Below are 14,898 nucleotides of genomic sequence, written 5' to 3' on the forward strand. Positions count from 1 at the left end.
CGTGCGAAGGCGTCGAAGGCCCGCTGAAACCCCGAGGGTTCAGCGGGCCTTCGACGATTCCGGAGAGTGTCGGTCAGTCCTCAGGCGGAGGCGGCGGCACCGGGGCACCCGCCGGAGGTGCGATCTTCGAGTACGTGCGGGAGACCGAGGTCCCGCCGCCCGCGGAGTCGTCGTGCTGCTCCGGGCGGTCCTCCGGCGGCAACAGCGCGGCGCGCTTGGCGCCCGGGTCCCAGCCGGTGTCCACGACCCGCTTCTGCCATGTGATGGCCCCGGCCAGGATCACCAGGCCGACGACGAGCATGAGGATCACGCCCGCGACGTCACCCGCCTTGGCGACGTTGCCGAGGATCAGGCCGAGCCACCCGAAGTCGGCGTCACCGAACGTGGTGTTGGCCGAGCCGAACGAGCCGAGGACGCCCAGCAGGAACGCGGGCAGGAACGTGATCAGCACACCGTTGAGGAACGAGCCGAGGGCCGCCCCGCGACGACCGCCCGTCGCGTTGCCGAAGACACCCGCCGCGCCACCGGTGAAGAAGTGCGGGACGAGCCCCGGCAGCACGAGGGCCGTGCCGAACGCGGGCTTGAACACACCGACGAGCAGCCCGAGGCTGACGAGGCCGCCGACGAACGAGCAGATGAAGCCGACGAGCACGGCGTTCTGGGCGTAGGGGAAGACGATCGGGGCGTCCAGGGCGGGGATGGCGCCGGGCACGACCTTCTGCGCGATGCCCTGGAAGGCGGGGACCAGCTCGCCGAGGATCGTGCGGACACCGAACAGGATGACGGCGACGGCGATGCCGAACTGGAGGCCCTGGTTGACCGATGACATCAGGTAGTTGCCGACACCGGTGGAGGCCGTGCCGCCGTCCGTCGCGAACGCCTTGAACGCCTCCGTCTTCCCGACCTTCGCGAGGAAGACGATGGCCATGATCATGTAGATGAGCAGCATCGACAGGGCGGTGGCCACCATCGAGTCACGCAGGAAGCGCAGGCCCTCGGGCAGGTTCATCTCCTCCGTCGAGCGGCTCTTCTTGCCGACGGCCTGCCCGGTGGCACCGGAGAGGATGTACCCGGCGGTCCCGAAGTGCCCCACGGCGACGGTGTTGTTGCCGGTGACGCGCTTGGTCCAGGGATGCGCGAAGGCGGGCATCGCGACGAGCATGATGCCGAGAAGGACCGCGCCGGCGACGACCACGATCCATGACGTGACGCCCGCGGTGGCCATCACCATCGTCAACAGCGTTGCCATGAACAGCATGTGATGGCCGGTCAGGAAGACGTACGAGAGCGGGGTGAAGCGGGCGAGCAGAAGGCTGACGAGGAAGCCGAGGATCATGAGCCACGCCACGCGCGAGCCGTACTCGGCCTGCGCGATGCCGACGATCGCCTCGTTGGTGGGGATCACACCGTGCGAACCGGTGGCGCCGGTGATCATCGTGCCGAGCGGGGCGAGCGAGTTGGTGACCAGGGTCGCGCCCGCGCCGATCAGCAGAAAGCCGAGGGTCGCCTTGATGGCTCCGCCGATGACCTGGCCCGCGGTCTTCTTCAGGGCGATGAGGCCGACGGCCGTGATGATGCCGATGAGATAGGCGGGGACGCTGAGGATCTCGTTGACGATGAATTTCGCGATGTCCACAAGGGAGTGCATGCGGGACTCCTGGGGAGGGGAGCGGTGGGAGCGGGGGATCAGACGTCGTAGAGGTCGCGCATCGCCGCGTCCACCTCCTTGGTGCTGGTGAAGTCCTCGATCACCCGCACCGGCACCCCTACGTCGCCGAGCGTCCGCGCGATCTCCCGCGACGTCATGATGGCCACCGCCTCGGACGCCTTGCCCTTCGCGGAGATGGTGTCGGTCGCCTCGGTGGTGATGTACCGGCCCCACTTCCAGCGGTCGAGCACCTTGTCCAGCGTCGACTTGAGGAAGAGGCTCGTGCCGACGCCGTTGCCGCACACGGTCAGGATCTTGTGCATGCCGTGGGCGGAGCCCTTGGCGGCGGGCCGTTCGGGGGCGGCGTCGGACGGTGTCGGCGCCGCTGCCGGTGCCGCTGCCGACTCCGGCTCCGGCGTCGTGTCCCCTACGAGGATCTGCCGCAGGGCCTCCGGTGTCGGCGCGTGGTCGAGGGCCGCGGAGGTGTCCGGGTCGGCGAGCAGGCGGGCGAGGGCGCCCATCGCCTGGGTGTGTGCCCCGGCGTCCGCGGCGGCGAGTGCCACCACGAGGTGGACCGGGTCGTTCGTCTCGTGCCCGAAGTTCACCGGCGTCGAGAGCCGGACCCATGACATGCCCGTACGCCGGACGGCGGGGGAGGGCCGGGCGTGCGCGAAGGCGAAGCCGGGCGCGATGACGATGTAGGGGCCGTTCTCCTCGACGTTGCGGAGCATCTCCCCGGTGTAGGTGTCCGTGCTGACATCCGTGGAGACGAGCAGGTCACCGGCGGTGCGCACGGCGGACTGCCAGTCGGGGGCGGCCACGTCGAGGCGGATGGCCTCGACGGGGATCAGGTCACTCAGTTCACTCATACGAGCAGTGGTCCCGAGCGGCGGTCCCGTGTCAGCGCGACACGCCGGGTGAAGACACCTTCGTTATGAGGTTCCTCTTCGTTTTGAGGTTCCTCCGGGGAGGTGTGCGCACACGCGGAGGCGGCCCCGCCGAAGCGGGGCCGCCTGCGTCATGCGTCATGCGTCATGCGTCATGCGTCATGCGTCATGCGTTACGCGAAGGAGCGGAGCCCCCAGGTGCCATCAGCGACCGGCGTAGTCGTGGTAGTGGGAGTGCTTCTTCCAGGCGCCGACGTTGTGGTGGGCGGCCAGCGAGTTGGAGACGGTGACCCCGTTGCGTCCGCCGACGTTGACGAACTCCTGGCCGGCGATCCCGGCGTGGTCGTACACGTGGCTGCTGTCGTGGCGGCTGTGGTCCACGTCGGCGACGGCGGGGCCGGCGGCCAGGAACCCGGCCACCGAGGCGACGGCGACAGCGGCTGCGATGCGACGCACCATGAACTTCTCCTTCTGAGAGGGATCAAGCGATCAGTTAAAAGATCAGCAGACCGCCGGTGGGTGCGCACCTCGGGGCGTCCCCGGGACACCCGCGTGCAGCAACGCGTTCCCCTGCTCGGCCCCATGATCGGCGTGTCGCGTCGACCTGGAGGCCTTTCAGACGTTCTGTCCGTCGGGTCGGTGGACCGAGCGGACCCGGGCAAAGGTCGGGTCGAAGGCCTCGGCGATCGCTGCCGCCTCGGCGATGTGCTCGCGGACGTCGGGGCGTCGCATGGCCTCCTGGTACTGCTGCTCGCTGTTCCACTGTGCGTAGTTGACGACGCGGCGGCCGTCGAGGCTGATGTGGAGGTTCGCGGAGACGAAGCCGGGCACGGCCAGGAAGACGTCGCGGGTGGCCCGGTCGAGGGCGTCGGCGAGCTCGATCTGTCGTTCCGGCGGGACGGTGAAGACGTTCACCAGCGTGATCAGGTCGGCGTCGGCGGAGATGGTCGTGGTGGGACTGCTCATGGTCGGCGCCTCCGGCGGTAGCGTGCATCCAATGTCAGGACTTTGACATCACGAACGTAGGTGTGCCGCTCGTGTATGTCAAACTACTGACATGGAAGACCGGAAGCCGGCGCAGCCGCCGCACCCCGCCGACGACGTCACGGACCATGTGGGATACCGCCTCAAGCGCGCCGCCGCGGCCCTTCGCGGCGCCATGGACGCGGCGTTGCGCGAGCACGAGCTGACCGTGCCGCAGTACTCCTGCCTCGAACTTCTCGATGAGCGGCCGGGCCTGTCCAACGCCGAACTCGCCCGCGCCACGTTCGTCACCCGGCAGTCGGTGAACGTCGTCCTGCGCAACCTCCAGGAAGCCGGCCTGGTCTCCCGGCCCGCCACCACCGAACACGGCCGCGCCCTGCCCACCCACCTCACCGCTGAGGGACTCGGGCGGCTCGAGGCGGTCAAGTCCGCCGTCTATGACATCGAGCGGCGGATGATCGAGACCATCCCCGAGCGGCGCCTGGCCGCCCTCCTCGCCGACCTCGACCGCATGGCCGACGCCCTCGGCGGCTGACCGGCCGGACCCCCGGGCCGGGCGGCAGCCGCCGGTCATGGTCAGCGGGAGGTGAGCAGCCCCCGCCCCCGCAGCACCCTGCGCTCCAGCGGGCTGAAGATCAGCAGGTCGATGGCGATGCCGACCAGGAGGATCAGGAGGATGGCCAGGAACACCTGCGACATGCTGCTGTTGTTGCGGCCGTTCTCCAGCAACTGGCCGAGGCCCACGCCGAGATCGGGAGACGAGGCGATGATCTCGGCGGCCATCAGGGAGCGCCACGAGAAGGCCCAGCCCTGCTTCAGCCCCGCGAGATAGCCGGGCAGCGCGCCCGGCATCACGATGTGCCACGCCCCGCGCAGCCCGGTCGCGCCCAGAGTCTGTCCGGCGCGCAGGTACAGCGGCGGGATCTGGTCGACGCCCGCGACGAGGCCGTTGGCGATGGAGGGGACCGCGCCGAGCAGGATCACGGCGTACATCATCGAGTCGTTGAGGCCCAGCCAGATCACGGCGGGCGGCACCCACGCCACCGACGGCAGGGACTGCAGGCCCGACAGGATCGGGCCGATGGCCGAGCGCACGAACCGTACGCGGGCCACCAGCAGGCCGAGTGGTGTGCCGATGACGAGGGCGAGCAGGAAGCCGAACAGGCCGCGTGACACGGACGTCCAGATGGAGTCGAGGAGCGTGCCCTGGAGCCAGGCCGTGCGCACCTCGCCCCACACATCGGACGGTGAGGGCAGCTTGTAGTCGGGGACGACGCCCGCCCACACCAGCAGCTGCCAGACCACCAGCACCACCGCGACCGCGGTGAGGGGCGGCAGCACCTTGCGGCGCAGTGTCTCGCGCAGCGGCGTACGGAAGGTCTGCACCGAGTCCAGTGCGTCGAGCCCGGCCTCCAGACCCGCCAGATCGCTCGGGCGGCGGGGCTCGCCGGGCGTCGGGGAGCCGTCCTTCGTCGCCTCGGCGTCGAGGGTGACGGTGTGGTCAGTGGCGGCCATGGCGGCGGATCTCCCCACGCAGTTCTTCGGTGATCTCGGCGGACAGTTCGGCGACCGAGGTGTCCTCGAGGCGTCGCGGCCTCGGCAGGTCGACCGTCCACTCCCGGGCGATGCGGCCGGGGCGGGACGACAGCAGGACGACGCGCTCTGCCAGGCGCACCGCCTCCCGCACGTTGTGCGTCACGAACAGCACCGACACACCCGTCTCCTGCCAGATGCGGGTGAGCTCGTCGTGCAGCACGTCGCGGGTGATCGCGTCGAGCGCGGCGAACGGCTCGTCCATCAGCAGCAGCCGGCTGTCCTGGGCCAGGGCGCGGGCGAGTGCCACGCGCTGGCGCATGCCGCCGGACAGTTCGTGCACCCGCTTGCCGTGCGCGCCGCTCAGGCGCACGAGGTCGAGCAGCCGCTCCGCCTCGGTGTGCCGCTCCTGCGCCGCGACGCCGCGCAGCTTCAGCGCCAGCTCGATGTTCTTGCCGGCCGTGAGCCACGGGAACAGCGCGTGCTCCTGGAACATCAGGGCGGGCCTGCCGTCCGTGGCGATGGAGCCCGCGGACGGCAGGTCGAGGCCCGCAGCCAGATTGAGCAGGGTGGACTTGCCGCAGCCCGAGGCCCCCAGGAGGGTGACGAACTCACCCGGCGCGACATCGAGTGTGATGTCGTCCAGGACGAGCTGCTGTCCGCCGGGCGTGCCCGGTGCGGGGAAGGACTTCGAGACATGCTCGATACGCGCTGCGTGTGTCACCGTCTCGACGGCCTCGGCCGACTTGGGTGTCGTGGTGGCCATGGGCGTCACCTCCTGAGGGTTCGTCAACTCGTCGACGTGCCCGGTCCGATGGGTTGTTACTTGGCGCCGAGGCCGGCGTCGTCGACCTCGTCCTCGCCCTCGGCCTTGAGGACCTTGTTGAGCGGCTTGAGGTCGTAGATGCCCTTGAGGTCGGGCTGCTCGAGGAGTCCGGACTTCACCGCGTGCTTCGCCTCGGAGTCGAGGGTCGAGGCCAGCGGGTCGTCGAGGAAGTCGATGGACTTCCAGGCCGGGTCGATGACATCGGCCGGCAGCGCCTTGCCAGAGAGCTTCTGCAGCGCCGCGTTGGCGGATTCCTTGGCCTTCTCCGGGTTGGCGTTGATCCACTTGTTGGTCTTCACGGAGCCGCGCAGCACGGCCTCGACGACGTCCGGGTGCTCCTTGAGGAACTTCTGCGACACGATGATGTTCGTGATCACGAACTTCTTGTCGGGCCACAGGTCGGACTCGTCGAGGATGGTCTTGCCGCCCTCGGCGACGAGCTTGGACGCGGTGGGCTCGGGAACCCAGGCGCCGTCGATGGAGCCGGACTTGTAGGCGTCGGGCGTGATCTTGTTGTCCGTGCGGACGACGGAGACATCGCCCTTGCCGCTCTGGGCGTCGACCTTCCAGCCCTTCTCCGCGATCCAGTTGAGGAACGCGACGTCCTGCGTGTTGCCGAACTGGGGCGTGGCGATCTTCTTGCCCTTGAGGTCGTCCAGGGACTTGATCTTCTTCGGGTTGACGACCAGCTTGACGCCGCCCGAGGCCGAACCGCCGATGATCCGCAGGGACTTGCCCTTGGACTTGGTGTAGCCGTTGATGGAGGGGGAGGGGCCGATCCAGCCGATGTCGATGGATCCGGCGTTGAGCGCCTCGATCTCGGAGGGGCCCGCGTTGAAGGTCGACGGCTTGATCTCCGTGCCGCCGAGCTCCTTCTGCAGCAGGCCCTTCTGGACGCCCACCAGGGCGGTGCCGTGCGTCAGGTTGGGGAAGTAACCGATCTTCACCGAGTCGGCGGAGAGCTTCTTGGCGCCCGACGCGGCCTTGGCCTGGTCGCCGCTGTCGTTCGACTGGGACCCGTAGCCGCATGCGGTCAGCAGGAGCGGGAGCGCTGCTACGGCGGCGAGGGTGCGCAGGGTGGTGCGTGGGCGTGCGGCAGACACGGAGGTGTCCTCTCGGGAAATGAGTGCTTCAGGGGAGGCGCGCGGGGCGCCGTGGGACCGTGGACCGGCATTCGGCGGGCCCGGGGGCCGTCGTCCAGGGGCGGCCTCGGGCGGCCCGGCGGACGGAGGTGGCTCAGGCGGCCCGACAGATGGCGCTGGACGTGCGGCCGAGGTCGATGTGGCGGCGCGAGGTCAGCAGGAGGCGCGACAGGTCCGCGCGGCTGAGCGTACGCATGGCCACCCCCTGACTTCCCCAGTTTTCCTACCTGACAGATAGGGATCGTGGCAGAAGGAAGCGCTCACCCCAAGAGGGTGTTCATCATATGGACGTACGAGTCTCGCATGTCGAGAACTCGCATTTCGGAGGCGCTGCGAGAGGCCCGCGGAAATCCTCAGGCGGGCAGGGCGAACGGGGGCTGTGCGCCGTTGAGGAAGTAGTCCCCGATGTCGCGGAGTTGGTGCCCCAGAGGCTCGTACAGAGTGTGGGTGCGGGCGTTGCGCCAGAAGCGGTCGAAGCCGAGGACTCCGGAGGCGGCCCGTGGGCCGACGATGTCCAGGGCCCGGGTCGTGGACTCCTGGGCGGCCCGCGACGCGGCGGTCTCCGCCATGGTCACGAGGGCCGCGACCTCCGCGTACTCGTCATAGGCGAGCTCGTCGCCGAGCGCCAGCGCCTCCTGTACGGCTCCCAGTGCCTGGTCCGCGAGCGCCGACGCGGAGCGGATGAGGACGGTGAGCTCCCCATAGGTGGTCAGCACCTGCGGGTCGTGCGGGCTGCCGACCGGCCAGGCCGGATGCAGGGGCGTCTGGCGCGCCCTGCTGTACTCGCGGGCCTCGGCGAGCGTTCCCTCGGCCGTACCCAGCAGGACCTGCACGGAGACGAGGTGGGCGACGGGCGACGCCAGCGCCGTACGCGGCGGCAGGAAGTCCTCGTCCGCGGAGAGCGGGCCGAGCACTTCGTCGGCCGCGACCGTCACGTCGTCGAACTCCACGCTGCCGCCGGCCGCGAGTCGCCGGCCGAAGGTGTCCGCGGCGGCGTCGATCACGACACCGGGACGGTCGGCGTCCACCACGACGGCGAGCGGCGCGCCCGTGTCCGCCCGCACGGCCCGGACGGCGAGCCGGTCGGCGGCCAGGACCCCGGTGGTGTAGTCCTGCCGCCCGTTGAGCACCAGCCCGCCGGAGTTCCTGGTCAGCGTCAGCGCCGGTTCCTGGCGGGCGAATCCGCCGCCCCAGCACCACTGCCCGGCAGCGGACCGCTCCTCGATCTGCGCGGCGAGCGCGGGCCCGGCGAAGAACCGGGCGCTGCCCGCCAAGAAGTAGTGACAGCCCAGCAGTTGGCCGATCGCGCCGTCCGCCGCGGAGATCTCACGGACGACCGCGAGGGCGGCGGCCCAGTCCCCGCCGCCTCCGTCGGTCTCGGCCGACGCCGGAGGTGTCAGCAGGCCCGCCTCGCGCAGCCGGGACACCTCGTCGACGGGGGCCTTGCCCGCCTGCTCCCTGGCGACCGCGTCCGTGGCGAGGTCGTCCGCCACCTCGCGGGCCACCCGCAGCCAGTACGGAGGGGTGGAGCCGGTCCGGTCGTGGGCCGAGGTGGTGCGGGGCGACGCGGTGGCAGGGCCCATCACGGGGATCTCCTCAAGGTCGGTGGCAGGGGGCGGAGTCGGAGCTCTCCTGCCGGTCGGGGCGCTGCTCGGGGACGTACTTGTAGCCCACGCGTCGTACGGTGACGATCCGTTGGCGGTGGGCCCTGCCCAGCTTGCGGCGCAGTCGGGCGATGTGGACGTCCACGGTGCGGCCGTCGCCGACGTGGTCGTAGCCCCAGACGGCGGTCACCAGCAGCTCGCGCGTCAGCACGTGGTGAGGGCGCTTGACGAGGTGCGCGAGGAGCGCGAACTCCAGGTAGGTGAGGTCGAGTTCACGACCGTCCAGCTCGGCCACGTGCCGCACCGGGTCGATGCGGATGGTGTCGTCGTCCGTGGGCCGCGCGGCGGCCGGCGGCGGGACGGGGATCGCGGCCGCGGGGTCGACCGGCCGGATCTCGGGCCGGGGCCCGCCCTCGGCGAAGAGCTCGGTGGGGTCGGTGCCCTCGGGGACGAGCAGCAGATATCCGACCATCGGTACGGAGGTCCGCCGGCCGCCGCCGCCCTGCGGGGTGTCGCGGACGAGGCTGAGGTGGCGGGCGTCGGAGGGTGGCGCGGTGGCGTGGGTGGTCCCGGTCTGCGGTGCCGTGGTCATGGCGGTTGTCCCTCGGTGGTGTGTCGGGTCACCGGCGCGCAGTGGATGAACGTGCCCTGGTGACCTGGGAATTGGCGTGCGGAGCGGCACGATCCGACCTGTGGGCCGGGTGCCTTACGCGCGACAGCACGCGGCGCTGACGACGTGACCAAAGTCGACATGCCGACGACGAACGAGTCGCTGCTGCGTACGGGACATGTGCACCATCCTGTGTGCCCGAGCGGGCCCGGTCAAGGATTTCCTAGTAATTCGGTAGGGAAAGTGGGGAAGGTGTGGCGCAGCTCACCGCTCGCCCCGGATCGCGGGTCGCGCGTCGGCCGCCGTCACCCTGCTCAACCATGCGCGAACGGAGGTGAGGCGACCGCGCAGCCGCTGCAGCGGAGTGGGCGGCAGCGTCCGCGAGTCGCCCCGCGCGTAGTGCCGCTCGACGTAGTACTGCCCCACGCTGAGGACGCTGGTGACCGCGATGTACCAGAGTGTGGCGACCATGAGCAGCGGAATGACCTGGTACGTCTGGTTGTAGATGAGCTGCGCCGAGTACAGCAGGTCGTGCACGGCGAGAACGCTGACGATGCTCGTGCCCTTCAGGGTGCCGATCAGCATGTTCCCCGCGGTCGGCACGATCGAGCGCATCGCCTGCGGGACGACGATCCGGCGCAGCGTGCGGCGCCTGCTCAGGCCGAGCGCCTGGGCGGCCAGGGTCTGCCCGGAGTTCACGGAGATGATGCCGCCGCGCACCACCTCGGCGGCGTACGCGGTCTCGTGCAGCGTCAGGCCGATCAGGGCGGTGAGGGTCGGGCCGAACAGGTTCACCGTCTTGACCGTGACGAACTCCGGGCCGAACGGGATGCCGAGCCCGAGCGTGGGATACAGGGTGCCGATGTTGAACCAGAACAGTAGCTGCACCAGGAGCGGCGTGGACCGGAAGATCCACACGTAGCCCCAACTCAGCGTGCGCAGCACGGGGTTGGCGGACAGCCGCATCGTCGCGAGGACGGTGCCGAGCAGGAACCCAAGCACCATCACGGCGGCGGTCAGCCACACCGTCAGAAGCAGACCGTCGAGCACGGCGGAGGTGGTGAAGTAGTGACCCACCACCTCCCACTGGAAGGCGTCGTTGCGGACCACGGAGTTCAGCACCATCGCGAAGACGAGCAGCGCGACGGCGGCGGACGCCCAGCGTCCGAGGTGCCGGCGCGGCACGATCCGGGGCCGGGCGGGGGCGCTCGTCGGCTCCTCGGGCGGTGCGGCGGGGGAAGGTTCTACGTAGGACGACGTGGTGGTCATCGGGGCTCTCCGGGGGAGGGAATCGCGGGCAGGGGTGAGAACGCGTCGTCACATGCGCCGCGTCCCTCAACGCGGCCGGAGCGGCCGCCGCGTACTGCGGGGCCGGTCCACCGTCGATCGTATGTGCCCGCCACGCCGATGTGTCAACAGCGCCCGGACGCAGCCGAGTCGAGGACATCCGGCATCCGGACACCGGCCGGGCGCGGCTTGACGAACAGCTCGATGTACTGCTCAATTGTCCGCATGACTGCCCAGCGCTTGGTCTCGCGTGACCACATCGACTTCGGTCGGGTGTGGTCCGCGGCGTGTTGCGCCTGATGCGGCAGCGGGCCCTCTGACCGGCCCTTCCCTCCCTCGGTGACCCCGTCGCGGGCCGAGCTCTCCCTTTCTGGCGCGCGCTGCCGCGAGTCCTCTCTTCATGACTTCTCGTGACTGCTCACGACTTCCCGTGGTGCCTCACGATGCTCGACGTCGTCACACCTGCCCCGTCCCGTCGCTCCGCTTGCCGACGGGCCGTCATTCGACGTGCCTCCGGTGCCCCGCGCACTGTTCGGCACTGTTCGCACACCTGAAAGGCTCCCGCCCCGTGAACCTGCCCGGGACCAGAACCCGACCGCGGCTCGCCGCCCTCTTCCTGCTGCCGCTCCTCGCTCTGACCGCCTGCGGCTCGGGAGACACCGACACCGACGGCGCGGCCGGGGCGGGCGCGCAGGCGGCCGCCGCACCGAGCGGCAACCCGGTCGCCGCCGTCCGCAAGGTGGAATCCGCCGCCAAGCTGCTCCCCGCCGACGTCCGCAAGAAGGGCACGTTGCGCATCGGCAGCTCGACCGGAGGCCCGCCCGCCGCGTACTACCCGAACGGCACCGGCAAGAAGGCCGTGGGCCAGGACATCGACCTCGCCGACGCCGCGGCCAAGGTCCTCGGCATCCAACTCCGGCGCCAGGACGCCTCGTTCGAGACGATCCTCCCGGCCCTCGAGAGCGGCAAGTACGACCTCGGCACCGGCAACTTCGGTGTCACCGGCGAGCGCCTGAAGACCATCGACTTCGTCACCTACATCAACGACGGCCAGGGCTTCGCGGTCAAGACGGGTGACACCTCGTTCGGCAAGAAGATCACCGACCTCGCGCAGCTCTGCGGCCGGAACATCGGCGTCGGCGCGGGCACCACGTTCGAGGCGACCCTCGACGCGGAGAAGGCGCGCTGCACCAAGGCCGGCAAGGAGCCGTACGACGTGCAGGTCTTCTCCGACAACGGCGCCACCCTCACCGCGCTCCAGCAGGGCCGCATCGACGTGATCATGTCGACCATCAACGGCCTGCGCCACCAGGCGAGCAAGTCCGCCTCCCGGACCACCTTCCTCGGCGAGTTCCACCGACTCGACGTCGGCTTCGCCTTCAAGAAGGACTCCCGGCTCACCAAGGCCTTCCAGGCCGCCGTCAACGAGCTGATCAAGGACGGGACGTACGAGCGGATCCTCAAGAAGTGGGGCACGTCCGAGTCCGCGATCGAGACATCACGGATCAACCCGCCCGAGCACACCTGACAACGGGGAGCGGGACGCACCCGCCCGGGTGCGGAAAACCGACAACGGCTCTCCGCACCCGGGCAGTTCACGGCACCGCGCCTACTTGGCGGTCTCTTCGCTCTTGGCGATCACCTCGCTCAGCACCGGAGCTGCCGAGCCGTCACCCCACACCAGCCGCACCGCGTCCGCGCTCGTCCCTGCGGGTGCGGGCAGGGTGGTGACGGCGCCGTCGAGCGGGCCGAGGTCCTGCCATGTGCCGTTGACGCGCAGCTGCACCTGTGCCTTCGACGACGTCCCGTCGTCCGGGCGCAGCACCGTCACCGAGGACACGGCGCGCGACGCCGGGTACGTCACGGTGACGGCGTCGTCCGAGGCCGGGGCGGAGGCGGCGCGGTAGGCGCTTTCGGGGAGGCCGTCCGCCGCCGCGGCAAGGCTGCTGCCCTCCGCCGCGACCGGGCCGCCGCTCACCGTCGGGCGGTCCGTACGTGCCACCGTGAACTCGCGGACGATCAGCCAGTTCGTCTGGTCGGCGCTCGCGCGGGCGCGCACGTACCGGGCGGTCGTGCCGCTCGGCGCGTCCGCCGTCCACGTCGCCTTCCCGCTGAACTCCGCGCCCAGCGCGTGCCACGTCGTGCCGTCCGACGAGTACTCGAGGACACCCTTGTGCAGATAGTCCTCAGTGCTCCCGGACTTGCCCATGGCCACCGTCACCGAACCGAGCGGCTGCTCACCGCCCAGGTCGACACCGACACCCTCGCCCGTCTTCGGCGCCCGGCTGCTCCAGAAGTACGTGGAGTCGTCGCCGTCGGTCATCCGGTCGGCCGTGTTGCCGTTGTAGACCGGCAGCCCGGTCGTGCCGGTCGGCTGCGGCGGCAGGCCGAGACCCTTGTTGGACGTGTCCCGCACCTTCGCGAAGAACGGTTCGAGCACACCCTCACCGACGACCACCGGCACCTTGTTGCGGTTGAGGTCGGTGTACCGGTACGACTTCGCCTTCGTGACCAGATCGGGCAGCTGCTGACGGAGTGTCCAGGCCGCGTCGGTGTGCCCGGCGCGCTGCTCCTCCAGCATCCGCACCGCCGCGACCCCGGCCCTGCCCCACGCCTGAGCGGAGTCCAGCCACGGCCCGGAGTCCTCGACGAAGCCCTTCTCGACGCCGTCGCGAATCGTCGTCGGCGCGTCCCGCAGCGCCGCGAACGCCGCCGTCAGCCGGGACGCCGGGACGGAACCGTCCCAGTACCCCTTCATCAGCTTCGACAGCTCCGGCGCCTCCACGGAGTCCATCCGCGAGCTGTGGTTGACGTCAGTGAACGCCCGCAGCGCCCGCGCGACCTTGGCGTTCCCACCGGCCGTCTCCTCGACGGCAGCACGGTAGGAGGCGTCGGGGTCGTACGCCGAGTCGTTCCACGTGTAGTCGGCGACGGTGTGCAGGGCGAGCTTCGAGGCGTACGGCTGGATCATCGGGTTGGCGGTGATCCCGGCCAGCTCCTCGGCAAGCCCCTTCTCGCGTCCGCTGAACGGGCCGAGGAACAGCCGCCCGGTGGCGAAGTCGTTGACGGGGTAGTTGTCCCACGTCAGGATCTCGTGCCCGAACACCGCCTTGGCCCGCTTCGCCTGAGCCACCGTCATCGTCGGCGCCACGACACCCTCGCCCGTCCACTCGACGAGCACATCCTTGTCGAGCTGCCCGGCGATCGCCGTCTTGTACGGCGTGGAGGTGGTGTTGTAGTACTCCGTCGGCACCATCTGCAGCGGCAGGGCGCCGTCATGGGTCTTGATGAACTGCTGGTTGACCCGGTTGAGCAGATACGCCTGCGCCTGACCGGCAGCGCCTCCGCCGGTGCCCCACTTCGCCTTGTCCGCGTCGCAGTTCCAGTCGGTGTAGCTGATGTCGTCCAGCGGCACCGCGAACTGCCGTACCCCGATGTCCCACAGCGTCTGGAACTTGTCGGTGAGGGCCTTGAGGTCGTCGTCGGAGCTGTAACAGACGCTCAGACCGGGGGAGAGGGCATAGGTGAACTCGACGTGCTTCGCGCGCGCCCGGTCCACCAACTCCGCGATCTGGCCGAGCTGTTCGGGCGGGTACGGGTCGCGCCACTTGGCGCGCAGATACGGGTCGTCCTTCGGCGAGTACACGTAGATGTTCATCTTGTGCTCGCCGTAGTAGTCGAGCTGGTCCAGGCGCGCCTCGTGCGACCACGGGGTGCCGTAGAAGCCCTCGATGACACCGCGCACCGGCGTCGCCGGCCAGTCGCGCACGGCCAGTCCGCGCACGGTGGCGCCGGGAGCCTTGCGGTGCGGCAGTACCTGGCGCAGCGACTGCGCCGCGTAGTACGTGCCGGTCGGATCGGCGCCGGACAGCACGATGCGGCCCGCGCCCTTGCCGCCCATGGCGAGGACGTAACCCTCGGCGGCGAGCCCGGCCGGACCGTCGGTGCGCAGGGCGTCGAGTGCGCCCGCGGAGGCCGGGTTCTCGGAGGGGCCACCGACGTAGACCGTCAGCGAACCGGAGCCCGCGGGAGCCTTCCGCGTGGTGGTGACATCCCGCGCGCCGGCCGCCTTCAGTACGGCGGTGGTCAGTTGCACGGCGGCCGGGTCGGACTTCGCGCCGGTGACGACCGTGACGGCGGGGGTGATGATGACCCGGTCGGAGCGTTGCCGCTCGCTGTGCGGGGCCGGGGTGATGGCGGGCGCGCCGTCATCGGACCCGGCTCCGGACCCGGGCCCCGATCCGGCGGCGGCCGGGCCCGAGCCGAATGTCAGGGGAGCGGCGGCCAGGGCCGCCACGGCGAGGACGGCGATGAGCGGCGTCCTGCGGGATCTGTCAGTCCTGCGGGATCCGTCAGTTCTGCGGGATCCGTCAGTCC

14 protein-coding genes are annotated in these 14,898 nt (G+C 70.3%); 2 read left to right on the forward strand and 12 right to left on the reverse strand.

What is annotated here, in order from left to right:
- Positions 1-73: 73 nt before the first annotated feature.
- The 4 genes from ulaA to OG746_RS40950 form a co-directional block, all read right to left on the reverse strand.
- Positions 74-1,648 carry a PTS ascorbate transporter subunit IIC gene (gene ulaA / locus OG746_RS40935; RefSeq protein WP_266724004.1) on the reverse strand — a complete coding sequence of 525 codons (1,575 nt, stop codon included), beginning with the start codon at positions 1,646-1,648 and terminating at the stop codon, positions 74-76.
- Positions 1,649-1,686: 38 nt separating this feature from the next.
- On the reverse strand, positions 1,687-2,517 hold the full coding sequence (locus OG746_RS40940) for a PTS sugar transporter subunit IIAB (protein ID WP_266724006.1): 831 nt from the start codon (positions 2,515-2,517) through the stop codon (positions 1,687-1,689).
- 222 nt (positions 2,518-2,739) lie between these two features.
- Positions 2,740-2,994, reverse strand: a complete 255-nt coding sequence (locus tag OG746_RS40945; RefSeq protein WP_266724008.1) for a hypothetical protein — start codon at positions 2,992-2,994, stop codon at positions 2,740-2,742.
- A gap of 156 nt (positions 2,995-3,150) precedes the next feature.
- Positions 3,151-3,501, reverse strand: coding sequence for an antibiotic biosynthesis monooxygenase family protein (locus tag OG746_RS40950; protein ID WP_266724010.1), 351 nt, complete (start codon positions 3,499-3,501; stop codon positions 3,151-3,153).
- 91 nt (positions 3,502-3,592) lie between these two features.
- On the opposite strand from OG746_RS40950, the gene OG746_RS40955 reads away from it, so the two are divergent.
- Positions 3,593-4,054 (forward strand): MarR family winged helix-turn-helix transcriptional regulator, encoded by a 462-nt coding sequence (locus OG746_RS40955; protein ID WP_266724012.1) that lies wholly within the window; start codon positions 3,593-3,595, stop codon positions 4,052-4,054.
- 41 nt (positions 4,055-4,095) lie between these two features.
- Here OG746_RS40955 and OG746_RS40960 read toward each other — a convergent pair whose 3' ends face one another.
- The 7 genes from OG746_RS40960 to OG746_RS40985 form a co-directional block, all read right to left on the reverse strand.
- A complete protein-coding gene (locus tag OG746_RS40960; protein WP_266724014.1) occupies positions 4,096-5,034 on the reverse strand; it encodes an ABC transporter permease in 939 nt (312 codons plus the stop codon).
- Complete coding sequence (locus OG746_RS40965) at positions 5,021-5,818, reverse strand: ABC transporter ATP-binding protein (RefSeq protein ID WP_266724016.1); 798 nt, start codon at positions 5,816-5,818, stop codon at positions 5,021-5,023. The genes OG746_RS40960 and OG746_RS40965 overlap by 14 nt, the downstream gene beginning before the upstream one ends.
- Before the next feature lie 56 nt (positions 5,819-5,874).
- Positions 5,875-6,981, reverse strand: coding sequence for an ABC transporter substrate-binding protein (locus tag OG746_RS40970; RefSeq protein WP_266724018.1), 1,107 nt, complete (start codon positions 6,979-6,981; stop codon positions 5,875-5,877).
- A gap of 133 nt (positions 6,982-7,114) precedes the next feature.
- Positions 7,115-7,216, reverse strand: a complete 102-nt coding sequence (locus tag OG746_RS45505) for a putative leader peptide (protein WP_323179740.1) — start codon at positions 7,214-7,216, stop codon at positions 7,115-7,117.
- A gap of 157 nt (positions 7,217-7,373) precedes the next feature.
- Positions 7,374-8,603, reverse strand: a complete 1,230-nt coding sequence (locus OG746_RS40975) for an acyl-CoA dehydrogenase family protein (protein WP_266724020.1) — start codon at positions 8,601-8,603, stop codon at positions 7,374-7,376.
- A gap of 13 nt (positions 8,604-8,616) precedes the next feature.
- Positions 8,617-9,216, reverse strand: coding sequence for a winged helix-turn-helix domain-containing protein (locus tag OG746_RS40980; RefSeq protein ID WP_266724022.1), 600 nt, complete (start codon positions 9,214-9,216; stop codon positions 8,617-8,619).
- A 282-nt stretch (positions 9,217-9,498) separates the two neighbouring features.
- Positions 9,499-10,503: an amino acid ABC transporter permease gene (locus OG746_RS40985; RefSeq protein ID WP_266724024.1), complete on the reverse strand. Its 1,005-nt coding sequence runs from the start codon at positions 10,501-10,503 to the stop codon at positions 9,499-9,501.
- Between the two features lie 586 nt (positions 10,504-11,089).
- On the opposite strand from OG746_RS40985, the gene OG746_RS40990 reads away from it, so the two are divergent.
- Positions 11,090-12,049, forward strand: a complete 960-nt coding sequence (locus OG746_RS40990; protein ID WP_266724025.1) for an ABC transporter substrate-binding protein — start codon at positions 11,090-11,092, stop codon at positions 12,047-12,049.
- 81 nt (positions 12,050-12,130) lie between these two features.
- Here the strand turns inward: OG746_RS40990 and OG746_RS40995 are convergent, their stop codons facing one another.
- Positions 12,131-14,818 (reverse strand): glycoside hydrolase family 84 protein, encoded by a 2,688-nt coding sequence (locus OG746_RS40995; protein ID WP_266724026.1) that lies wholly within the window; start codon positions 14,816-14,818, stop codon positions 12,131-12,133.
- Between the last annotated feature and the right edge of the window lie 80 nt (positions 14,819-14,898).

This window comes from Streptomyces sp. NBC_01016 (genome assembly GCF_026341035.1).
GTDB lineage: Bacteria > Actinomycetota > Actinomycetes > Streptomycetales > Streptomycetaceae > Streptomyces.

Excerpts from the sequence above, each read along its gene's own strand:
- OG746_RS45505 (WP_323179740.1), bottom strand. The coding sequence starts at position 7,216 with ATGCGTACGCTCAGCCGCGCGGACCTGTCGCGCCTCCTGCTGACCTCG.
- OG746_RS40975 (WP_266724020.1), bottom strand. The coding sequence starts at position 8,603 with ATGGGCCCTGCCACCGCGTCGCCCCGCACCACCTCGGCCCACGACCGG.
- OG746_RS40955 (WP_266724012.1), top strand. The coding sequence starts at position 3,593 with ATGGAAGACCGGAAGCCGGCGCAGCCGCCGCACCCCGCCGACGACGTC.
- OG746_RS40950 (WP_266724010.1), bottom strand. The coding sequence starts at position 3,501 with ATGAGCAGTCCCACCACGACCATCTCCGCCGACGCCGACCTGATCACG.
- OG746_RS40940 (WP_266724006.1), bottom strand. The coding sequence starts at position 2,517 with ATGAGTGAACTGAGTGACCTGATCCCCGTCGAGGCCATCCGCCTCGAC.
- OG746_RS40960 (WP_266724014.1), bottom strand. The coding sequence starts at position 5,034 with ATGGCCGCCACTGACCACACCGTCACCCTCGACGCCGAGGCGACGAAG.
- OG746_RS40980 (WP_266724022.1), bottom strand. The coding sequence starts at position 9,216 with ATGACCACGGCACCGCAGACCGGGACCACCCACGCCACCGCGCCACCC.
- OG746_RS40965 (WP_266724016.1), bottom strand. The coding sequence starts at position 5,818 with ATGGCCACCACGACACCCAAGTCGGCCGAGGCCGTCGAGACGGTGACA.
- OG746_RS40945 (WP_266724008.1), bottom strand. The coding sequence starts at position 2,994 with ATGGTGCGTCGCATCGCAGCCGCTGTCGCCGTCGCCTCGGTGGCCGGG.
- ulaA (WP_266724004.1), bottom strand. The coding sequence starts at position 1,648 with ATGCACTCCCTTGTGGACATCGCGAAATTCATCGTCAACGAGATCCTC.
- OG746_RS40985 (WP_266724024.1), bottom strand. The coding sequence starts at position 10,503 with ATGACCACCACGTCGTCCTACGTAGAACCTTCCCCCGCCGCACCGCCC.